Raw genomic sequence first — 22088 nt, 5'->3', positions numbered from 1 at the left:
GCTGCTCTCTTCAAAAAGGTATAATCAACGCCAAAAACCCCACTCAATCCCTCTCAATCGTCAAAACTTTCCCCTTGGCATCCCAATGTCCTTGCGCACCCAGCGCCTTGGTGATAAAACGCATCGGCACGTAGTTGGAGCCCTCAAAGTTTTGCACCGGCTCGGCAAGCACCTCGGCGGTACCGTTGATGGATGCCTGCTTGGAGCCTACTTTCAGGACGATTTTGGCGCCGGTCAGGTCTTCCGTGAGCGTGATTTGTTTGGTCGCTTTGTCCCAGGACAATTTTGCGTCCAGCTGGTTCGCGACGTGTTTCACCGGCACCATCAGCGTGTTATTCACGATGACCGGCTCATATCCCGGAACCAACATCATGGTCGGGTCATCTTCCGCATACATGTCGAACGATTTACGCGTGATCTGCATATCGTTCTTCAATAAACGGTACAGTTCCGACTTGCTGTCCAGATGGCGCAGCACCTCGCCCGGCGTTCCTTCGCCCGGAGCCACGTTCCAGAAGCCTTTGGAGCCGTCCACCGGATGGATGGTCACAGGCTCGTTGATTTTCCACGTTTCCGCTTCGGAATGCACCTTCACCTGCTTCACCGGAATGTCCTTGTTCGCCGGCAGCTGCACGGTCAGGTCCATGTTTTGCTTGCGGATATTCATTTTGCTGTCGAGCAGGAAGTCGAGCGAAAGCACGGTGTCTTTGCCCAAAACGGTGCGCAGCTCAGGCGTTCCCTCGAACAGCTCGTTTACGTTTTTATCGAAATCAGGCAAAATCTCGTTCACGGCGCTGATCAGCTGATCCGCAACGAGAGCGATTTCTTTCTCCTTCTCCGCGCTGGTTAGCGCATCCTCTTCCATCCCCGGAACGCCGGCGTAGTAAGCGGCGATGATCGGATAATAGGTGTCATACAGACGGGTAATCAATTGTTTGAGGCCTTCTTTGTCCTTGGACAGGCTGGTCAGGAAGCCTTTGGCCAGGCCGGCCAGCTCATCCCCTCGGATTTCGACGTGCAGCTTTTGCAGCGACAGCGACTCCCCGTTCACTGTATCGTTCACAGGCGTAATCGAAATCTTGGACGGATTCGGCGTATGCTTCAGCAGGAAACCGAGCATGTCCTTGTACATTTGAATAACGCTTTCGTTGTTCATTTGCGGAACCGCAAAAGCAGGATCCAACGTTTCCGGTTCAAGCGATACGGAGATCGGCTGCGTCATGCCTTCGACCGACAGATTCAACGTTTTCGCATCCATCGCCAGGTGGAAAGGAAGCTTTTTGCCTTGGAACTGAACGGCACCTTCCATAGACGCGTGATTCAAGTCCTGCGTAATGGCCTGGTCGATCGTAATGGACAAGGAGCTCAGCAGATCGATCGCCTTTTGGTCCTCTGCGCTCAGTTTGCCGTCAGCCGGAACCAGCTGCAAGGACACGGTCTGCTTGGACATCGCCGATTTGACATCCAGCGAGCTCAGCGCCGCCTTGCCGACATCCACGCCGCCAACGGCTTGGCAGCCTGCCATCACGACCAGCAGCAAGGACAGCATGGCAGCCAGTCCCCATTTGAAACGCTTCTTCATCATGTTCCTCCTTATGTACCCATCGTATTTTCTTGCCATAAAAAGCACTCGGGAATATCCCGATTGTATATAGTATGCCAGTGCGCATAGGCCCGTGTAAACACTATTTTTGCATGATTTTGGAATCCGACACGAACTCCCCCGAACAAGCAAAAGCCGACTCTCGCACTGTTTCGTAACAGACAAGATCGGCTTTTGAATTTGAATGGTGAAAATAGAATTGCGGCGTTCCATCGTAGTTTCTGCTTTGGGCGGCTCTGCTAACTTTACGCCTGGACTTTCATCTCGAACTTATGCCTACACCTTTTTCCCCACGATCACGAGATCGCGCTCGATGCCATCCAGTTCGGCCACGCCCGGCAGCAAGCCCCAATCCTCAAAACCATACTTTCTCAGCAGCTTCAAGCTCGGATCGTTGTGGCCGAACACGAACCCGACCAGCCTTTTGAGCCCCAGACGCGGACAGGCTTCAAACGCTTTTTCCAGCAAAATGCCGCCCGCGCCCTTGCCGCGGCACGCCTCCGACACATAAATGCTGATCTCCGCCGTCGCATTGTATGCGGCCCGTCCATAAAAGGATTGGAAGCTCAGCCAAGCGACCGTCTTCCCCTCCGACTTCATGACCCACAGCGGGCGGTGATGGCTGTTATGCTCGTCAAACCAGCGCCGGCGGCTTTCCACCGTTACCGGCTCCAGATCCGCTGTCACTTGCCTTCCGGCAACGGTTGAGTTGTAAATGGCGACGATGTCCGGCAAATCTTCAAGTAGGGCATCTTCGATCGTATAGTTGTCCCATGTCATGCTGCAAACAGTCCTCCTCGAGCGAGTCCGATAGATTTTGTTTTCTATTGTAAAGGAAGAACGGCGGGAGCGCTATACGGCAGATTTTAGGGATCGCCTCCGTCACGGGCCGGGTCTTCCCCGCATGAATTAGTTCACGAACGTATTTTTCACCCGTTTGGAACGGAGCAAATACGCCGTCCACACGACGCAAAAGGTTAACCGCTGAATGACCAGCCCGGTTTTTGTATATTGATCCCGCTCGGCTCCGCCCAAATCCTCATACGTCAAAAACCGGTCGAACACCATGCTCGTTCCCAAATCAAACAACACGGTCAGCACAAAATAACAAATCATGATCCATGGAAACGCGGACTTTTTCCGGTAGAGCAGCACCAAAGCGACGACGAGCAGGCCAAGCATGACGGCCGTGGACAAGGTTTCCAGCATAAACAGCCGTTTGGCGTGCGGATTGTAGTATGCGCCGTCCGGGTACGTCAAGGAATGCCAAGTCTCCGAGGAATAGATCGGAAGCAAGCCCCGAAAGAAATAATCGGAAAACAATAACAGCGAATAATACATGTTGATCTGCAAAAGCACTAACCATCCGCCCAGCCCTTGGGGCATATCCGTCCGCATGGATAACGGCGGCTGCCCCCTCGCCGGCCTCGTCTCGCGTTCCAGGTTATCGTTTGGATTCATCGCGTTCTCCTTTCGTTGCCCCCGACAGGTTCGTCTTCGATCCCCACCTGACGGCAGCTCCACGCCCACAGACGTTTGGCATCCTCCATGTTTTCGGCTTTGGCCGCAAGCGGCTGCGGTTTTTTCTTGTAAAAATATTGCCCGCTAAACCGCCCCGCTTCCGGATCGGAAGCGAGATACACCGCCGTTTCGGCGCCTTTTTCCGGAGTTAAAAAGAACGGCTTCAGCATGGCCAGCACCGTTTTGCCGAACCCGGTATCGCGGTTGACGCCGATTTGGGTTCCGACCGCTCCCGGATGCAGGCAGTTGGCGGTGACCGAAGTACCGGCCACGCGCGAAGCGAGCTCCTTCGTAAACAAAATGTTCGCCAGCTTCGACTGCCCATAAGCTTTGGCCGGGTTGAATCCGCGCGTCAGGAACGGATCGTCGAAATGGATTTTCCCCGCCTTATACGCGCCGGAGGCGACCGTCACGACCCTTCCCTGCTTGGCGGCCAGCAGCGGCTCCAGCAGCAAATTCGTCAGCAGAAAATGACCCAGGTGATTGACCCCCATGTCCATTTCGAAGCCGTCGGCCGTCTCCTGCCTTGTCAGCATGACGACGCCGGCATTGTTGAGCAGCACGTCAAGCTTGCTGTAACGCTCCCGGAACGCCTTGGCGAACTCCCGTATGCTGTCCAAACGGCCCAAGTCGCAAAGCATCAATTGAATACGATCCGAACCGCTTTGCCGCACGGCCTCTGCCAGCGCCTCCTGTCCCCGCCGTTCGTTGCGGCACACCATCACGACGTCCGCTCCCTGCTTGGCCAGCGCAATCGTGGAAGCAAGCCCCATGCCCGAATTGGCCCCGGTGACGACCATCAACTTGCCCATCGTTTCGTTCCTCCCGTCCCTTTTTTTAGCTTCACATCATCCCAATGTCTGCCCGCCGTCCAGTCTTTTCCTATTTCTCCCTATCTGTAATTAAACATGCCCGCACGAGGAAAGCAACCGTTGGTTTTCCTTTTGGCCCAAGCCGGCGTTTTTTATTTTCCGCTCTGACGGATTATAATGAAGTAGGTCAGAAACCCGAAGGAGGTGTGCCGGATATTCATCCGGAGAACATATGAAACTTGGAGAACGCATCGTGTCGATCGATTTGTACGCGCAGCCTGGAGCTGCCCAGCCTTATTACCAGCCCGTGCTGCTGTGGGATCAGGAGGGGGCGACGCTGGTGGATACCGGCATGATCGGGCAAATGGACCAGATGACCCGGGCGATCCGCGAAGCCGGACTGCAGCTGTCGGACATTAAACGGATTATTTTGACGCATCAGGATATTGACCATGTCGGAAACTTGGCGGCGTTTATCGCCGAAAATCCGGCGATCGAGGTGTGGGCGCATGCCGATGACATTCCGTACATCACGGGCGAAAAACGCATCATCAAAATGACGGACGAGCGCATTTCCCAAATGCCCGAGGCGGCGCAAACCGCCATCCGCTCCCTTTTCGACAAGCTGCCTTCCATCCGGATCTCCCGCGTGCTGGCAGACGGCGACGTGCTCGATATCCACGGGGGCATGCGCGTCATTCATACGCCGGGCCATACCCCTGGCCATATCTGCTTGTATCTGCCTGAAGAACAGCTGCTGCTGGCCGCGGACGAGCTGCGTGTCGTTGACGGGGATTTGGCGGGACCTCCGGAAGGCTTTTTTACCCTGGACATGGACGAAGCGGTTCGGAGCATGCACAAGCTGACCGGTTTGCCGCTGCAAAAAATCTTCTGCTACCATGGGGGCTTGTACGATAACCATCCATCCGAACGCCTTGCCGAGCTGATCCGCACGCTGGAACAGGCATAAAAAAATCTGCGCAAGCAAGGCCAGAAAACGGTTCAGCCCAATCACGCTTGGGTGTACAATGGAAGAGCGATTCGCACGGGAGAGCTTTGCTAAAGAAAGGAAGTTGGGATGATGAGCAGTCGTATCGAACAATTGGAACAATCCATGAATGAAAAGGGATGGGACAGCCTGCTGGTGACCGATCCCAAACATGTATACTATTTGACCGGATTCGCCAGCGATCCGCATGAACGTTTTCTCGGTCTGCTGCTCGTACGCGGCGAAGAACCGACGCTGATCGTGCCGGCCCTGGACGCGGAAGCGGCCAACGCCGCATCCACCGTCAAAAACATCGTGACCCACAGCGACACGGACAATCCGTATGCGCTGCTGCAGCGGCTGTTTAAAGGCAGCATCGGCACGCTCGGCATCGAAAAGGAACAGCTGACCGTCGCCCGTTACGAAGAGCTGTCCGCAGCCGTATCGGCCAAGCAATACGCGGATATCGGCCCGCTGCTGCGCGGCATGCGCGTGAACAAATCGCCGGAAGAGATCAAACGCATGAAACACGCGATGGAACTGATCGAAGAGGTGCTGCGCCAAGGGCTGAAAAGCGTCAAAACCGGCGTGACCGAAATCGAAATCGTCGCCGAGCTGGAATATTTAATGAAGAAACTCGGTGCGCAGGGCCCTTCCTTCGAAACGATGGTCTTGTCCGGACCGAAAACGGCTTTGCCGCACGGCACGCCGGGAGACCGCAAAATCCAGCACGGCGACCTGCTGATGTTCGATATGGGGGTGTACGCGGACGGCTACGCCTCCGACATTACCCGCACGTTTGCGGTGGGAGACATCTCTCCGGAACTGAAAAAGATATACAACGCCGTATTGGAAGCCAACCTGCAGGGCATTCAAGCCATCAAACCGGGCGTGACGCTCGCGTCGGTGGACAAAGCGGCCCGGGATGCGATCGAAAATGCAGGCTACGGCCCGTATTTCCTGCATCGCCTCGGCCACGGCCTCGGCATGGATGTGCATGAATATCCTTCCGTGCACGGCAACAACGCCGATCTCGTGCAGCCGGGCATGGTGTTCACCGTCGAACCCGGCGTCTATGTCGCAGGCCTTGGCGGCGTGCGGATCGAAGACGACATTTTCGTGACGGACAACGGCGTGGAAGTGCTGACGTCCTATCCAAAAGAATTGACCATTCTCGAAGGCTGACCAAGGGTGTAAAGCCCGCGGCCGCCGCCCGATCAACAACGAAAAAAACCGGAATGCCTCATCCTTGTCGGATGCTGCTTCCGGTTTTTTTCATGCGTAATGCGTACAAAAATGTATTAGCATTCGCCGGCCGCTCTGCCGGCCGTTCAAGAAAAAGGCTGCCGATTACGATTGTGCCGGACGGCTTGCGCCGGGTTCCTCATCCGCAAACTTGAAGTCGCGGGCGATATACAAAAACGGCGTCCCCACGGCGGTCAAAATGAACTTGATGATATACGTCGTCAGGAACACTTCCAGCCACACGGTCCACGTAAAACCTTCTCTTCCCGCAAACGCGATGACGCAAAAGACGAGCGTGTCCACCAGCGAGCTGATCATCGTGCTGCCGTTGTTGCGGATCCAGAACTGATGGCGTTTGCCGTAAAACTTGCGGATCCAGCTGTACAGCTTCACGTCCAGGAACTGGCTCACGAAATACGCGGTCAAGCTTCCGAGCGCCAGACGCGGCATCAATCCGAAAATGCTTTGCAGCGCCTTCTGCATTTCGTCGTCCGCGCCGCCCATCGGCTTGAAATAAAGCGCCATCTGCATCAGCACCGTCGTGATGATCAGCGTAAAAAAGCCGAACCAGACGGCCTTCCGCGCCTCCTGCCTGCCGTATTTTTCGTTCAGCAGGTCGCTGGTCATGTACAGGCTGACATACATCGTATTGCCCAGCGTCATGGCGATGCCGAACATTTCGATCGTTTTGGTCACTTGAATGTTGGCTACGACGGTGGCGACGCCGATCCAGGCGTACAGGCCTTTTTTGCCGAACAGCCGGTAACAGAGCAAGTACAGCGAAAAATTGACGAGTACGTACACGATACCCCAAAGCAAATTAAACATGATGTTTCCTCCTAGTTTTGATTACGCGGGATGGTTTCGAACCGCGGTTTCCGGGCGTCTTGGCCCAAAAACATGTTCTAATGTAACATAATTCGTCCCCTTGTGGCTATTGTTTTTTTCTGAGAAAACATGCGGGCAAAGCCGGGCGTGAACGAAAAAAAGAGCCCCGGCATCCGCCGAAGCTCCAAACCATCTATATGTCGGGATGTTGCAGGCAAGCCCTAGAGAGACCTCGTTCAACCTACGCACAAGTTAAATCGAAGCGCCGCAAATCCCGGGAGAAGAACGTTCTGATTACACGTTGACCGGATTATGCCTGGACGGCATGGTCCAGATCCACGTCCTTGTTGAAGACGTCATGGTCGTTTTCTTTCAAAATTTTGCTGGATACCAGCCCCGCGACCATCGAGTCGTTGACGTTCAGCGCCGTGCGGCCCATGTCGATCAGCGGTTCAACCGAGATCAGGAGGCCGGCGAGCGCCACCGGAAGGTTCATCGTGGACAAGACGATCAAGGAAGCGAACGTCGCCCCGCCGCCCACGCCGGCAACGCCGAAGGAACTGATGACGACGATCAGGATCAGCTGTACGATAAAGCTCCAGCTCAGCGGATCGATGCCGACCGTCGGCGCGATCATGCAGGCCAGCATGGCCGGGTAAATGCCGGCGCAGCCGTTTTGCCCGATCGTGGCCCCGAAGGTTGCGGACAGGTTGGCGATCCCTTCGGAAACGCCCAGCTTCTTCGTTTGCGTCTCCACGTTCAGCGGAATCGTCGCCGCGCTCGAACGGGAAGTGAAAGCGAAGGTCAGCGTCGGGAATACCTTTTTGACATATTGCACCGGATTAAATCCGAAAAGAGCAACGATAATCAAGTGAATGATAAACATCACGATCAAAGCGACATAAGATGCAATGACGAATTTGATCAGCTTCAGGATCTCGTCGACGTTGGTGGTCGCCACCGTCTTCGTAATCAAGGCGAGGATGCCGTACGGCGTCAGCCTCAAGACGAGCGTTACGATCCTGAGCACCACCGCGTAGACCGCTTCAACCATTTTTCGGAAGGTGGCCGCCTGCTCCGGCTTTTTGCGGTCGATGCCGAGCACCGCCACGCCGATGAACGCGGAGAAAATAACGACGGCCAGCGTGGACGAACGGCGCGCGCCCGTCATATCGGCGAACGGATTCGTCGGCACGAATTCCAGGATTTGCTGCGGAATCGTTTTATCCTGGACATCGCCAAGCTTCTGCTCCAGCTTCTGTCCCTGCTGGGCCTCGCGGTCGCCCGCTTTGATGTCGATGGCTTTCAGGTTAAAGCTGAGGCTGGTCGCGATACTTACCGCGGCTGCAATCGCTACGGTGATCAGCAGCACGGCGATGATCGAACCGCTCATTTTGCCGAGATTTTGTCTGCCCTTCAAATTCATGATGGCGGAAATGATCGAAACCATGATCAGAGGAATGACCACCATCTGCAGCAGGCCGACATAGCCGTAACCCGCCAAATTGAACCAGTCGACCGACTTCGATATCACTTTGGAGTCGACGCCGAAAATCAACTGCAATACGACGCCAAACACGACGCCGAGTCCGAGACCGGCAAACACGCGTTTCGTGAACGATACATGCTTTTTCTGCATCCACAGCAGCAGGCCGATCAAGGCCAGCATGACGATCACATTGACAACAACCCATAATGTGTTCATCTCTTTTATAGCACCCCTTGTTATTCTTAAGGCCCCCCAGCGTTTCCCCGTCCGCAGCCGGAAATTGCTTGGCCTTTGATGATGTATGATGACTGGCCGAAAGCAAGCTTTAACGCCGGTAGAATCGGCAAGCTCCTCAATCAGCTTCGAAAGTGATTTTAAGTTTAGCACAATTCATAGTATTTGGATAGGATTAATTTTAGGACAATTTTGGGGATATGACGCAAAAAGAAGTCATCCCTTGTAATTTTGGATGACTTCTCCTCAGTTTTTTCCTATTTCGTTCAATTTATAACCGCATCCGCCGGTTTCTGCTTTTTTATCCGAAGGCGGACATGCCCCGCAGGAACCTCGCATCTCATTTCATGCCGAGCAGCTTGTAAATCTCGTCCATGCGCACATGCCGTCTCACCGTGTCCGCGACGCGGTCGAATTCCCGTTCCTTTAGCGCTTGCACCGAAAAGGTCTCCGCCTCCCGCCGCAGCCCCTTTGCCGCGCGGATCGCATTCAGCCAGCTCCTGCGGAAACCGTCGTTATGGAAAATGCCGTGCACGTACGTGCCCCACACGCGGCCGCTGGCCGTGCCGCATCCTTCCGCTTTGGGTTCCCCGCCGGACTCATGGATTTGGAAAAGCGGCTTGACCTTCAAATGATCGCCTTCAAGCACGGCGGTTCGTCCCATATGTATCTCGTAACCTTCTACCGTGAAGGATTCACGGCCTGGATCGCGTTCCAGGCGCAGCGGGCATTCCGGCAGCACTTGGCCGCTGACCCGCACCGTTCGTTTGTCTTCGGCAAAAACGGTGGCCAGCGGCAGATAGCCGAGGCCTTCGATCTCCGCCGCATGCGGGTTTTCCAGCCCCGCGGGATCGGACAGCGTTTTGCCCAGCATCTGATATCCGCCGCATATGCCGATGAGCTGGACCGTTTCGGACCGCATCGCCTCGGCAATCGCCGCATCGAAGCCCTGCTCCCGGATAAACGTGAGATCGCCGATCGTGTTTTTCGTGCCGGGCAAAACGATGACGTCCGGCTGCCCCAGTTCGGCCGATCGGCTGACGAAACGCACGGACACGCCGGCTTCTCCGCCGAGCGGATCGAAGTCTGTAAAATTGGAAATGCGCGGCGTGCGGATCACCGCGATATCGATACTGCCGGAAGGCGCTTTTTCAGCCGCGGGCTGTTTTCGCTCTTCAAGTGCCACGGAGTCTTCCGCTTCCAATCGAAGATCATGGATATAGGGGATCACGCCAAGCACGGGAATGCCGGTCCGCTCCTCCAGCCAGTCCAGCCCCGGCTGCAGCAGCGACAGGTCCCCGCGGAACTTGTTGATGATAAATCCCTTGACGCGCGCACGTTCATGGGGCTCCAGCAGCTCCAGCGTGCCCACGAGGAAGGCGAACACGCCGCCGCGGTCGATGTCCGCCACCAGCACGACGGGCGCGTCCGCCCAGCCGGCCAAATTCATGTTGACGATATCCCGGTCTTTCAGGTTGATCTCTGCGGGGCTGCCCGCGCCTTCCATCACGACGATATCGTATGCGGAACGCAACCGTTCCAGCGCCTCCATGACGGTCGCTTTGGCCGTCGGCAAATACCGGCTGCGGTAGTCCGCCGCGCTCATATTCGCCAAAGGCCGGCCATGGACGACGATCTGGGAATGCATGTCATGCGTCGGCTTGATCAGGATCGGGTTCATGTCCGTCGTCGCTTCGATCCCGCACGCTTCGGCCTGCATGCCCTGAGCCCTCCCGATTTCCTTGCCGTCAGCCGTCACATAGGAATTCAGCGCCATGTTTTGCGATTTGAACGGAGCCGTGCGGAAGCCGTCCTGCACGAAGATCCGGCAGAGCGCGGCCGTAAGGACGCTTTTGCCCACATCCGAAGCCGTCCCTTGCAGCATCAGCACCGCCGCTTGTTTCACGCTCCCTGTTCCCTTGTCCTCCGTCACCCGCGGTTTCCTCCTCTGATAGGGCTCATGATTGATATAGTTTATAACATTACGCAGGATGGCCGCTCCGGTTACGGATGCTTCCGACCGTTAGCAACTGCTTCCGAAGCGGCTTTTCGGTCCCATTTATAACCGATACTGAATGATCATAAGTACGAGCAGCAGCAGCGTTTCGATCCCCTCGTTCAGCGCGCCGTACGTGTCGCCGGTCAGGCCGCCGAGCTTGCGGGCCATGCGCCGCGCCGCCCACGTTCCCCCCGCCCAGGCTGCAAGAGGCAATGCCACCCAGGCCAGGCCTGCCTGCAAATACGTCCACTCCCCGATGCCGAGCAGCGGACAGAGCGCTGCCGCGGCTGCGGCAAGAAGAAGGGCCCCCGGCAGTGCCGCCAAACTGTGGCGTTTCTCCATGCCGTTAAAATTGCTGCCGGCGAGTCCTTTGTTGCCGCGGGCCATCGGCCACGACGCCATCGCATGCACCATAAACCACCGGCTCCAGACCGGCGGCAGCAGCAGCACGAGCGGCGGCCAGCCCCCGATTAGCAGCGAATAAAGCAGCGATGCCTTCAGCAGCAGAAGCAGCACGCAGGCCATGACGCCCATCGCGCCGACCCGGCTGTCCTTCATAATCTCCAGCATCTGCTCCCGCGGCCTGTAGCTCAAGAGCCCGTCCGCGGTGTCCATCCATCCGTCCAAATGCAGCCCGCCGGTCAAGGCGACCCACACGGCCAGCGTCAGCACCGCGGCAGGCAGCGGCGGCAGCAAGTACAAAGCCGCGGCTGCGGCGCACCATACCACCGCGCCGATCGCCGCGCCCGCAAGCGGATAATGGCGCGTGCTCCGCCGGAACAGCTCGGGCGTGTAATCCAGATGCGCTTTGACCGGAAACCGGGTCAGAAATTGAAAAGCCGCCGCAACGGCTTGCAGGCCTGGATTCATAACCGGTACTCCCTGCTTTTGAGTTCGATCGGGATGCCGACCGTCACCAGAAAGACCTGCTCGCAGACGCGGGCGACGGATTGGTTCAAAATTCCCGCGTAATCGCGGAACAATCTGCCCAGCGGATATTCCGGCACGATCCCGTCCCCGACTTCGTTCGTGACGAGCACGAGCGGCCCCGGGTAAGCTTGAACCGCTGCCACCAGCCGGTCGATGGCTTCCCGGATCGATTTCTCCATGTCCTCCTGTTCCTCGGCCGCCAAAATCACGTTGGTCAGCCACAACGTCAAGCAGTCCACCAGCACCGCCGGAGTCTCGGGGCCGGCATGCAGCGACGAAAGCAGCTCCGGCAGCTTCAGCGGCTCCTCCATCGTGTTCCAGCGGAATTCCGCTTGATCCCGCTGCTGCTTATGCAAGGCGATCCGCTGTTTCATTTCCGCGTCAAACGCCTGCGACGTCGCTACATAGACCGCCTGCTGCGCGTTCGCCATGATCCAGCGCTCGGCAAACGAGCTTTTCCCGCTCCTGGCCCCGCCGGTAACCAAAATGCCCATCGCCCTCACGCTCCGCTTCCGGAAATGCCGGCGCTTTCGAACGTCGCCATCTCGCTGACGATGCGGCAGGCAGCGTCAATCAGCGTCAGCCCAAGCACGCCGCCCGTTCCTTCGCCGATCCGCATGTCCAGATCGAGTCCGGGACGAAGATCCAGCGCCTCAAGCAGCTGGCGGTGCCCCTTCTCCTGGGAGATATGGGAGGCCACCATGTACCCGGCGGCTTCCGGGGAAATGACACGCGCCAAAAGCGCCGCGGCGCTTGAGATGAAGCCGTCGATCACGACCGGACAGCGGTTCGCCGCCGCGCCCAAAATCACCCCGATCAATCCGCCGATCTCGAGTCCCCCGACTTTGGCCAGTACGTCGATCGGATCCGCCGCATCCGGCGCATTCAGCTGCAAAGCTTTTTCAATGACGCCGATTTTATGCTTCAGCCGTTCATCATCGAGCCCCGTGCCGCGTCCGGCCGCTTTCGCCGGATCGGTGTTGGTCATGGCGCACATGACGGCGGCGCTGGCCGTCGTGTTGCCGATCCCCATTTCGCCGGTCACGAAAATGCCGACGCCGCGCCGAACCTCTTCCTCGACGATGCGGATGCCGGTCTCGATGGACCGGATCGCCTCCTCGCGCGTCATCGCGGGTCCTTTGGCCATGTTGGCCGTGCCGAAGCGGACTTTGCGGGAAACGAGCGCCGGATGGGAGATGTCGTTATTGACGCCGATATCCACGCAAACCACCTTCGCCCCGGCCTGGCGGGCAAGCACGTTCACCGCGGCGCCGCCGGACAAAAAGTTGTGTATCATCTGCGTCGTCACTTCCTGCGGAAATGCGCTGACCCCCTCTTCGCATACGCCGTGGTCCGCCGCCATGACGATGACCGCTTTTTTTTCGAACGAAGGTTTGATTCGTCCCGTAATGCCCGCCAGCTGAACCGCAAGCGATTCCAGCTTCCCCAAGGCGCCGGGAGGAACCGTCAGGTTCCCGATATGGGCCGCCGCCGCGCGCGAGGCCTCCATATCCAGCTCGGGGATTCGTTCCACATACTGCTCCAGAAAATCCATTAATTTCCCTCCTCCTCATTTCGCTTTAACGCTGCCTTGGACAAAAGAACCTGGGGCGCGCCATAGACGGGATGCGCCACGATGACGGGCTCCACGTCGTATACGGACCGGATCCGCTCCGATGTCAGCATATCCTCCGGCGTCCCCATGCTGACGGCCCTTCCGTCACGCAGCACGAGCAGCTTGTCGCAATAAAGCGCAGCCAAATTGAGATCATGCAGCACGGCGACCACGGTGATCCCCGCCTCATCCCTCCACTCAGCCACAAGCTCCATAAACTGCTGCTGGTAATGAATATCCAAAAAAGTCGTCGGTTCGTCAAGCAGTAATATTTGCGGCTCTTGCGCCATGACCTGACCCAAGGCCACCCGCTGCCGCTGTCCGCCGCTCAATTCATCCACATGACGGTCCGCCAAATCAAGGAGATCGAGCTTCTCCAAAATGCCGTCGATCATCACGTCCACGTTTTCTTTCGGATCCTGCCCGAGCCAATTCAAGTAGGGATGACGGCCCATTTCCAGCACTTCGCGCACCCGGTAAGGAACGGGCATCATCCCTTCCTGCTGGAGGACGGCCATCATCCGCGACAACTCCTTGCGGCCGTAATCTTCGACCTGCCGGCCCCGGACGCGGATCATCCCGGAGCTTGCGCGTTCCACGCCCGACAGCAGGCGCATCAGCGTCGATTTTCCGCTTCCGTTCGGACCGATGATGCCCCACCATTCGCCTTCCCGGACCGTCCAGTCCAATCCATGCAAGGCGGTGACGCCGCCATACGCCTTCCCTGCGCCGATGGCTTCGATCATGCGCCCATCCCCTTTCGCTGCTTCTTGCTGCGGTATAGCAAATAACCGAAAAACGGAGCCCCGACAAAAGCCGTCACGACGCCAAGCGGAATTTCGGTCGGCGCCAGCAGGGAGCGCGCGATCGTATCCGCCCAGACCATAAATATGCCGCCGCCGATCGCGGAAAGCGGCACGATCAGCCTGTAGTCGGACCCGGCGATCAGCCGGACCACGTGCGGAATCACGAGCCCCACGAAACCGATCACGCCGGCCATCGAGACGGCTGCCGCCGTCAGCAGGGTGCTGACGAGCAGCACCGTAAGTTTGAGCCCTTCGACGTTCACGCCCAAATGCGCGGCCTGCCGCTCTCCGAGCGCCAGCAGGTTCAGCGAGCGGGCCCGGCTCCAAACGAGCAGGAGCCCCGCCAGAAAATAAGGCAAAAGGATGGCCGTATACGACCATCCACGCAGGCTCAAGCTGCCCATTGTCCAATATAAAATTTCGTTGACCGTTTCCTTGGACATCGCGGTTAAAAACGAAACTACCGCCCCGAGAAAGGACTGCATCACGACGCCCGATAAAATGAGGCTGTTCGTCGGAATCTTGCCCCTTTCGCGGGCCAGCGCCATCACGCCCCACAGCGTCAACGCTCCCGTGACAAAAGCGACCGCAGGCAGCGTCCACGCGCCGATCAGCGAATACTGCAAACCGAAAAAGATCAGCATCGACGCGCCGACGGCCGAACCCGAGGAGACGCCGAGCGTAAACGGATCGGCGAGCGGATTGCGCAGCACGCCTTGAAAGCCCGAGCCCGCCACCGCCAGCGCGGCCCCGACCAGCATGCCCAGCAGCACGCGCGGCAGCCGCACCTTAAGGATGATTTGCTCAAACGACGGATCCCACGTCGGATGAATGAGACCGGAAACTCCCGGCAGACGGTGAAGCACGATCAACGCGATATCCTTCACCGGCAGCGCGACCGAGCCGATCCCCAGGCAGACCAGCAGGGTCAGCACCAGCAGCGCCAGGCCGATCCCTCCGTAACCTGCCAGCTTTTTGCTCATTATTTAAACAACTCCGGATAAATGGCTTTGGCAACCTCTTGCAGGCCTTGCGTCACGCGCGGGCCCGGACGGCTGAGCAGGTTGTCGTCCAGTCCGATGACCGCTCCGTTTTTGACGGCCGTAATTTGATCCCATCCGCTGCGGCCTTTGATGATGTCGCCCAAGCCTTTTTTCGTTTTATCGTCGACCACGCTTTTGGCATACAAAATGACGTCGGGATTGTCTTTAATGATCTTCTCTTCGCTGATTTCATTCCAGCCCTGCGTGTCCGCGGCCACGTTGATTCCCCCGGCCAAGTTGATCAGCTCATCCATAAACTCGCCTTTTCCGACGGTCCAGCCCGGGGAAAACTCGATGTACACTTTTTTCTTCTTGTCGCCGGACAAGGATTTGACGGCCTCGACGACTTTGTTTTCTTCTGCTTTCATCTGGTCGACCACTTTTTGGGCTTCGGCCTGATGATCGGTAATTTTGCCGTATGTTTCGATATTTTGAATGACGTCGTCCACCGTTTTCGGATCGGTTTTGAAAATCTTGATGCCGAGCCCGCGCATTTTTTTGACCGCTTCCTCGCTCATGGAAATGCCCGTAAAAACGATATCCGGCTGGGCCGCGATGATCGCTTCCTCGTTCGGCTTCATGATGCCGCCCATTTTCGGCTTGCTTTTGGCCTCTTCGGGATAATCGTCAAAATCGGATACGCCGACGATTACGTTCCCGAGCCCGATCGCAAACAGCGCTTCGGTTTCGGCCGGCGACACCGACACGATTTTTTTCGGGGCTTCATTGAACGTAAAGGATTCGCCCGTCGCGTCCTGCAGCGTAAGCGGGTACGTCGTTTTCAGGCTGTCCGTCTGCGTCTGCTGCTGGGAAGCCTCCTGCTTGGCAGGCTCCTGAGGCGCGGATTGTTCCTTGCTGCCGTTGCCGCAAGCCGCAAGCGATAACGCGAGCAGCAAAGCCGCAAGGCCGGTGGACCATCTTTTGATAGACAAATTCATGTACTGTTCTCTCCTCTATGGGTTCTTTTTCTTTGACGCACAAGAGGCCTGGCAATAGAACGTTCATGAATGCGGCTTTGACGGTACTCGCGATAGTTTATCCTTGCTGATATCATCAAAAAAACCCTGATTCTTATCGTCAAAGAACCAGGGATCACGTTGCCTGCCATCTTGCGGAAAAACCGCGGGAACGGGCAGGCACACTTCATGGGCGAATGGCATGAATGCCTTCCGCCGGAAAGTGCGGCAACGTAATCCTTTTCCTCGAAGGACCGTCATTAAGCTCATGAGGCAGGTCTCCTGACTTACAGGCGGGGCGATATCGTCCCGGCCTTCCCATCCCGCCTTCGTGGCGGAACAGTGGCATATCGGGACATACCTGTATTACAGTGGCGGGACCGTGCCGGATTTGCACCGGCTTCCCTTTTCACCCGAAGAAGCGGGGCTGCGCCGCTTTCCGGGACCTCATCAGCGTTCATTATTCATTTATTCCAGGCAATGCATCTCTAGTTGTTGATTATAGGGGAAGATGGAAGAGGTGACAATCTGATTTTGAGAGAATCGTTCGATGCAGACCGCCGCAAGCCAACGGGCCATTACGGTGTTCCGTGCGGAATCCGTTGATAGCCGGGCGTAATCTCCTTACGTCAAACACTCCCAAGCTCCGCGCCGCTCCAGCCTTCCTCCGTCCGTTCCAGCGTCAGGACAAGCAGGTTTCCGGGTTCGATGCGGATATCCCAAAAAGCGACGGCGTTCATAAACACATGTACGACCTGCCGGATGACCCCGCCATGCGCCACAAGCAGGACCGGAGCGGACTCCCCGTGTTCAGGTGCTCCTTTATCCGCTTCCCGCAGCATACCAGCCAAAAACTTGGCGATTCGGCTTTCAAAAGCCTCCCAAGATTCGCCCTGCGGCGGGGTCGCATGTTTCGGATCGTCCAGCCACTGCCGGTACAAGGCGATATCCTTGAGCTGGTCGTAGGTGTGCCCCTCCCACGCGCCAAAATCCATTTCGCGCAAGCGGGAATCGTACACCGCTTTTTCGATCAAGTCCGGACGCACCTCGCGCAAACTTTCCCGGCACCGCGACAAATCGCTGCAATAGATCATGCCGAAGCTCCGGTCCCGAAGCTTTTCGCGGACGGCGGCCAGCTCGTCCCTGCCCCGGGGGCTAAGGCCGATGTCGGTGTGCCCCAAATATCGTTTCTCTTCGTTCCACGGCGTTGAACCATGTCTCATCAAAACGATCTCCAGCCGCTTCATGTCCATAACGCGCCTCCCGCCGCCCAAACGGCCAGCAAAGCCAGCAGGACGAACAACACCGAGACGGTCAGCAGCAGCCGGTTAGCCAGCAAAATGTCGCGGGATTCCATCGGTCTGAGCGCGTCTCCCATATAGGCCCTGAACGATTCGACGCCGTGGTATACATTGACCCCGCCGAGCCGAATCCCGAGCGCGCCCGCGACGGTCGATTCGGGAAAGCCGCTGTTCGGGCTCGGGTGCTTTCGCGCATCCCGGCGCATCGTGCGCCAGGCTCTGCGCCCGTTCATCCGGAGAATAAAAGCCGACACGGTAAGCAGCAGCGCCGTCAGCCTTGCCGGAATCCAGTTGGCGATGTCGTCGAGCCGGGCCGAAGCCCAGCCGAGGTGAATGTATTTTTCGTTTTTGTAGCCGACCATCGAATCGAGGGTATTTACGGCGCGGTAGGCCATGGCCAGCGGGGCCCCGCCGATCAGCGCATACAGCAGCGGGGAAATGACCGCATCCACGATGTTTTCGGCGACCGTCTCCACCGTCCCCCGGACGATCTCCGGTTCGTCCAAATGCGAGGTTTCGCGCCCGACGATCATGCCGAGGCTCCGGCGCGCCGCCGGCAGATCGCCGGCCGCGAGATGGCGGTACACCTCCATCCCCGCATCCTTCAGCCCTTTAACGGCAATCGTCGTGGCGATCAGCACCGCCTCCGCCGCCCAGCCAAGCCAGGGATGGATGGCGTTTAGTACCTTGAGCAGCGCCCAAGTGACAATCAATGCCCCCCCGGCGACAACGACAGGCAGCAGGATTCCCGCCAGCTTGAATTGTTCGGGCCGGAATTGCCGGCGAATCCCATTCTCCAGGGCTTTGATCGCCTTGCCCATCTGAATGACGGGATGCGGAATCCAGCGCGGGTCGCCGATCAGCAGATCCAATGCAAAAGCCCCGGCCAACACGGCCATCGCCGTTAATGCCGCTCCGCCCATGCCGTCAGCAATGCCTCCTTCACCGCGCCGTACACCGCGCGTCCCACCATGCCGCCGAGATCCGTCGCCGTTCCCGCATACATGTGCTCCACCGGATAAACCGCGCTTTGACTCACGCCGAGCATGATCGCATCCGAAGTCGTTCCCGTGGCCACCAGCCCGTTCTCCGCGTCGCGCACGTCAAGGTCGGCAAGAGCGGCCGCCTTCGCTTCCACCGCCGTCATGATCGCATTGACCATCGCCGCCTGGGTCAGTTTCGCATCGATCATCAGCATGATATTCACCGTTCCGGGGCGATACGCCGGATAGGTCTTCCGTTCCGAGCCCGCTTTGGCGGCATTGGAGGTTCCTGCGGTCACGCAGCAGAAGACGGCGGCCTCCCCGTTGCGCTCCTCCATGACCGAAGCGTGCTTCAGCTGAACCGCGGTCAGAAGCCCGGCGGTCGTATCCACGGGGTATCGCCATTCCCGCAGCCAATCGGCCACGTCGCGCACCGGATCGGAGCAGTCGTAATGTTTGTCCACATAAATGTTGGCCATTCTGCGCAGCCGCGTCACGCCCCCGCCGTACACCGCGCTTCCGATCGCGTCGAACGGTCCCGGCGCCTGAAGCAGCAGATGCCGCTCCCCTTTCCGAAGCACGAGCCCCGGCCAAACGTTTGATGCGTATTCGGTTTCTTTTTCGGTCAAAAAAGGTGTTGCCAAACCGCTTCCCCCTTAAATTGTATCTCTTTATTTTTCCAGTCCTCGTTCAAAAATCCCTATTGCTAGACACGGCTTCGGCCGCAGGTTTTCACCCGTTGTTTACAACGCCTCCGATCCGCTTACGGACCGGCAATCGCAGACCGCCGAAGCCAATCGCAACGCTTGAAACGTTACGTTTCCTTGAGCTCATCATCCCAATTTTGCCAAATTCTTTGGCTTCTCAGCTGCCAACGTTCCGGGGCGGCGTTCCGGCGATGACCTCCCCCATGATGTCCAACAGCCGCGTATTGTCCGCATGCGTTTTGACCGCAACCCGGATATGCTCTCGGCCCAGCCCGGGGTACATGGCGCAGCTTCGGATCAGCACGCCCCGCCGGCCCATTTCCGTTTGCATCTTCTCCGCCGTCCATGGAGCCGGAAGGCCCGCCAGCAGAAAATTCGCTTCTCCCTCGGTCACATCGCAGCCCAGCTTCCTTAAACCCGCGGCCAACAATCCTCTTTGTTCCGTGATGAGATTGATCGTGTCCCGCTCGTAACCTTCGCCGCTTACCAAACAGGCTTCCCCGGCAAGCAGCGCCAGCCCGTTCACGCTCCACGTGACCTGCTTGCCGGTCATGGCCTGCACCAGATCCGGATGCGCCGCGGCAAACCCGAGCCGCAGGCCCGGAATCGAGTAAAACTTCGTCATCGAACGGACCAGCATCGTCCGCGGATACCGGGCAAGCTCCGGCAATAGCGTCTGCCGGTCCTTGTCCGGTATAAAATCGATAAACGCCTCGTCTATCACCAAATAGGTGCCGCAGCGCTCCGCCGCGCCTGCCAAACGGCGCAAAACTTCCCTATCGTATTGGATTCCGTTCGGATTGTTGGGCTGGCCGATAAACAGCAGATCGACGGCTCGCAGCAGCTTTTCGATCTCACCGGCCTCGGCCCTCCATCCGTTGTTGCGCGTGCCGTACACCGACTGCACTTCGGCCCCGAACTGCTCCGACAACTGCCGGTATTCCGAAAAACAAGGTTCGACGATCCCCACCTTCCGGGGACGACATGCCAGCAAAATGAGCGCCATGCACTCCGCCGCCCCGTTGCCGATGCACAGCTGCTCCGGCCGAACGCCCAAACGGACGCTCAGCAGCTCTTTCAGCCCCCGGTGCCCCGGGTCGGGATAACGAATGACCGCAGGCAGCGCGTCCCGCAGCTTCTCCATCACGCCGGGAGGCGGCCCCAGCGGGTTGATGTTGGCGCTGAAATCCAAAAAAGCGCCCCGGCCGTAGATCTCCGCAGCGCTTTCCAAATCCCCGCCATGCCCGTATCTTTCCAGCATATGCAGCACTCCTGTCTGTTCACCCTAATTGAATCCATTATGGCGTCAATGTTTTTGCGGCGTCAATGCAAATTCTTTTTTGTTTCTTGCAATCGATTGGTTTACAATAGATTCGAAAGCTGCTTTGGATTTTGCGAAAGCCGGTTTAAGCCGCATTCGGGCTATGTTTTTAGGGAGGTTGCAGGCGCGTTTTGCGTAACTATCCAAAAAAGATCCCGCTGAAGCTCGTTTTTCATTTTGCAAAAACCAAAGAGATCGAATACAGGCCTTTAAACGGAGGAGTCAAGCCATGCTGTTTATCGATAACCAAGGCATCACCGACCCGGCCATCAACCTGGCCATCGAAGAATTTACCCTTAAGCATTTGCCGATGGAGGAAGACAGTTACCTGTTGTTTTACATCAACCGTCCTTCCATCATTATCGGCAAGCATCAAAATACGATCGAAGAGATCAACCAGGAATACGTCAGAGACCACAATATCCAGGTGGTGCGGCGTCTTTCCGGCGGAGGCGCGGTTTACCACGACCTCGGCAACCTGAACTTCAGCTTCATTACCAAAGACGACGGCCAGTCCTTCCACAACTTCCTGAAGTTTACCCAGCCGGTGATCGACGCGCTGCGCAGCATGGGGGTGAATGCCGAGCTCAGCGGCCGCAACGACCTGCAGGTCGGAGAGCAAAAAATTTCCGGCAACGCCCAGTTCGCCACCCGGGGCCGGATGTTCAGCCACGGCACGCTCATGTTCAACCTGAACCTGGATGACGTCCAAGCTTCCTTGAACGCCAATCCGGAAAAATTCAAATCCAAAAGCACCAAATCCGTCCGCAGCCGCGTCGCCAACATCAGCGACCTGATGGACCGGAAAATGACGATCGAGGAATTCCGCTCCGAGCTGCTGCGCGCCATTTTCAACATGGATCCGAAAGACGTGCCGCAATATAAGCTGACCGAAGCCGATTGGGAGAAAATCAACCAAATCTCCAAAGAGCGGTACCAAAACTGGGAATGGAACTACGGCCAATCGCCGGAATCGAACGTCAAACATACGAAACGTTTCCCCGTCGGCATCATCGACATCCGGATGGACATCAAGGATGCGCGCATTCGGAACATCAAAATCTACGGCGACTTTTTCGGCGTGGGCGACGTGGCCGACATCGAGGACAAGCTGCGCGGCAAACGTTACGAAGAGTCCGAAGTTCGTGAAGCGCTTCAAGGCGTCGATATTAAACATTACTTCGGCAATATCGAAATGGACGACTTCATCGGGCTCGTCTTTTTGGAAGATTAAACTTAGGCGATTCGCGGGTTTTTAAATATAACTACAAAAAAACAGCATCTTGCTTCCGGCAAGGATGCTCAGGCTGTCGAGAAACCCCCTGTTTTTTTTGCAGGGGGTTTAAAATTGCCTCGTCGGTCACTGAAGTAGGGTTCTCAGAGCGCTTTAAATCGATTTTTATTTTAAAAGATATGATTCCCCATATAAAAAATAGAGTGTCGAAAAGTCCGTTGGACTTTCTCGACACTCTGAGCATCTTGCTTCCGGCAAGGATGCTGTTTTTTATGATTACGGGGGAATTACGATTCTTCATTGAAACCGTCCGTTCGCCCTGGGCAGCTCAGGGTAATTTCGATGCCGCCGGCATGAGCGCTTGCACAGTTTCGATGCTCCGAGCATAAGCCCCGGCTTCGGGGGCTCACGACACCGGCATCGTTCTTTCCGCCCAGCCGCGAAAAGCCCCTTCTTAATCAAAACGAGACCAT

General features: G+C 57.3%; 21 protein-coding genes and 1 riboswitch. Of the genes, 3 read left to right on the top strand and 18 right to left on the bottom strand.

All coding sequences use genetic code 11. The features are described 5' to 3' along the window. Window positions 1-43 precede the first annotated feature (43 nt). From NYE48_RS05040 to NYE48_RS05025, 4 genes are all read right to left on the bottom strand, one after another. Window positions 44-1585: a copper amine oxidase N-terminal domain-containing protein gene (locus tag NYE48_RS05040; RefSeq protein ID WP_340997234.1), complete on the bottom strand. Its 1542-nt coding sequence runs from the start codon at window positions 1583-1585 to the stop codon at window positions 44-46. A gap of 294 nt (window positions 1586-1879) precedes the next feature. Continuing rightward, window positions 1880-2383 carry a GNAT family N-acetyltransferase gene (locus tag NYE48_RS05035; protein WP_340997231.1) on the bottom strand — a complete coding sequence of 168 codons (504 nt, stop codon included), beginning with the start codon at window positions 2381-2383 and terminating at the stop codon, window positions 1880-1882. A 129-nt stretch (window positions 2384-2512) separates the two neighbouring features. Further along, window positions 2513-3064 (bottom strand): DUF2569 domain-containing protein, encoded by a 552-nt coding sequence (locus tag NYE48_RS05030; protein WP_340997229.1) that lies wholly within the window; start codon window positions 3062-3064, stop codon window positions 2513-2515. Further along, the gene (locus NYE48_RS05025) at window positions 3061-3936 is read right to left on the bottom strand and encodes an SDR family oxidoreductase (RefSeq protein ID WP_340997226.1); all 876 of its coding nucleotides are present in this window, start codon (window positions 3934-3936) and stop codon (window positions 3061-3063) included. Before NYE48_RS05025 ends, NYE48_RS05030 begins: the two co-directional genes overlap by 4 nt. Window positions 3937-4168: 232 nt before the next feature. On the opposite strand from NYE48_RS05025, the gene NYE48_RS05020 reads away from it, so the two are divergent. Both NYE48_RS05020 and NYE48_RS05015 read left to right on the top strand, forming a co-directional pair. Continuing rightward, a complete protein-coding gene (locus tag NYE48_RS05020; protein ID WP_340997224.1) occupies window positions 4169-4906 on the top strand; it encodes an MBL fold metallo-hydrolase in 738 nt (245 codons plus the stop codon). Between the two features lie 111 nt (window positions 4907-5017). Continuing rightward, on the top strand, window positions 5018-6109 hold the full coding sequence (locus NYE48_RS05015) for a M24 family metallopeptidase (protein WP_341000603.1): 1092 nt from the start codon (window positions 5018-5020) through the stop codon (window positions 6107-6109). A 165-nt stretch (window positions 6110-6274) separates the two neighbouring features. Here NYE48_RS05015 and NYE48_RS05010 read toward each other — a convergent pair whose 3' ends face one another. From NYE48_RS05010 to NYE48_RS04945, 14 genes are all read right to left on the bottom strand, one after another. Next, window positions 6275-6997: a queuosine precursor transporter gene (locus tag NYE48_RS05010; protein WP_036714635.1), complete on the bottom strand. Its 723-nt coding sequence runs from the start codon at window positions 6995-6997 to the stop codon at window positions 6275-6277. A gap of 310 nt (window positions 6998-7307) precedes the next feature. Then, window positions 7308-8702 (bottom strand): L-cystine transporter, encoded by a 1395-nt coding sequence (locus tag NYE48_RS05005; protein WP_212952801.1) that lies wholly within the window; start codon window positions 8700-8702, stop codon window positions 7308-7310. A 358-nt stretch (window positions 8703-9060) separates the two neighbouring features. After that, window positions 9061-10605, bottom strand: a complete 1545-nt coding sequence (locus NYE48_RS05000; protein WP_341000602.1) for a cobyric acid synthase — start codon at window positions 10603-10605, stop codon at window positions 9061-9063. 174 nt (window positions 10606-10779) lie between these two features. Then, the gene (gene cobS / locus NYE48_RS04995) at window positions 10780-11589 is read right to left on the bottom strand and encodes an adenosylcobinamide-GDP ribazoletransferase (protein WP_340997221.1); all 810 of its coding nucleotides are present in this window, start codon (window positions 11587-11589) and stop codon (window positions 10780-10782) included. Beyond that, window positions 11586-12143, bottom strand: coding sequence for a bifunctional adenosylcobinamide kinase/adenosylcobinamide-phosphate guanylyltransferase (gene cobU, locus NYE48_RS04990; protein ID WP_340997219.1), 558 nt, complete (start codon window positions 12141-12143; stop codon window positions 11586-11588). The genes cobS and cobU overlap by 4 nt, the downstream gene beginning before the upstream one ends. Before the next feature lie 5 nt (window positions 12144-12148). Continuing rightward, a complete protein-coding gene (cobT, locus tag NYE48_RS04985) occupies window positions 12149-13204 on the bottom strand; it encodes a nicotinate-nucleotide--dimethylbenzimidazole phosphoribosyltransferase (RefSeq protein WP_052147336.1) in 1056 nt (351 codons plus the stop codon). Continuing rightward, window positions 13204-14010: an ABC transporter ATP-binding protein gene (locus tag NYE48_RS04980; RefSeq protein ID WP_212952808.1), complete on the bottom strand. Its 807-nt coding sequence runs from the start codon at window positions 14008-14010 to the stop codon at window positions 13204-13206. The genes cobT and NYE48_RS04980 overlap by 1 nt, the downstream gene beginning before the upstream one ends. Beyond that, window positions 14007-15053 carry a FecCD family ABC transporter permease gene (locus NYE48_RS04975; RefSeq protein ID WP_036714629.1) on the bottom strand — a complete coding sequence of 349 codons (1047 nt, stop codon included), beginning with the start codon at window positions 15051-15053 and terminating at the stop codon, window positions 14007-14009. The genes NYE48_RS04980 and NYE48_RS04975 overlap by 4 nt, the downstream gene beginning before the upstream one ends. Next, the gene (locus NYE48_RS04970; RefSeq protein WP_340997214.1) at window positions 15053-16051 is read right to left on the bottom strand and encodes an ABC transporter substrate-binding protein; all 999 of its coding nucleotides are present in this window, start codon (window positions 16049-16051) and stop codon (window positions 15053-15055) included. The genes NYE48_RS04975 and NYE48_RS04970 overlap by 1 nt, the downstream gene beginning before the upstream one ends. Before the next feature lie 63 nt (window positions 16052-16114). Then, window positions 16115-16339 carry a hypothetical protein gene (locus NYE48_RS04965; protein ID WP_036714628.1) on the bottom strand — a complete coding sequence of 75 codons (225 nt, stop codon included), beginning with the start codon at window positions 16337-16339 and terminating at the stop codon, window positions 16115-16117. Next, window positions 16325-16534: riboswitch (cobalamin riboswitch) on the bottom strand. It overlaps the preceding gene by 15 nt. Before the next feature lie 164 nt (window positions 16535-16698). Further along, window positions 16699-17322, bottom strand: coding sequence for a histidine phosphatase family protein (locus NYE48_RS04960; protein ID WP_340997211.1), 624 nt, complete (start codon window positions 17320-17322; stop codon window positions 16699-16701). Then, window positions 17313-18293: an adenosylcobinamide-phosphate synthase CbiB gene (gene cbiB, locus NYE48_RS04955; RefSeq protein ID WP_340997209.1), complete on the bottom strand. Its 981-nt coding sequence runs from the start codon at window positions 18291-18293 to the stop codon at window positions 17313-17315. Before cbiB ends, NYE48_RS04960 begins: the two co-directional genes overlap by 10 nt. After that, window positions 18275-18997: an adenosylcobinamide amidohydrolase gene (locus NYE48_RS04950; protein ID WP_340997207.1), complete on the bottom strand. Its 723-nt coding sequence runs from the start codon at window positions 18995-18997 to the stop codon at window positions 18275-18277. The genes cbiB and NYE48_RS04950 overlap by 19 nt, the downstream gene beginning before the upstream one ends. A gap of 220 nt (window positions 18998-19217) precedes the next feature. Further along, entirely contained in the window at window positions 19218-20321 is a 1104-nt protein-coding gene (locus tag NYE48_RS04945) for a pyridoxal phosphate-dependent aminotransferase (protein WP_340997205.1), read from the bottom strand. 289 nt (window positions 20322-20610) lie between these two features. Between NYE48_RS04945 and NYE48_RS04940 the strand changes: the two genes are divergently transcribed. Beyond that, window positions 20611-21615, top strand: a complete 1005-nt coding sequence (locus NYE48_RS04940; protein WP_036714621.1) for a lipoate--protein ligase — start codon at window positions 20611-20613, stop codon at window positions 21613-21615. Window positions 21616-22088 lie beyond the last annotated feature (473 nt).

This window comes from Paenibacillus sp. FSL M7-1455 (assembly GCF_038004655.1).
Classification (GTDB): Bacteria; Bacillota; Bacilli; order Paenibacillales; family Paenibacillaceae; genus Paenibacillus_AQ; species Paenibacillus_AQ cookii.
This window is presented reverse-complemented; position numbering and strand designations above follow the sequence as displayed.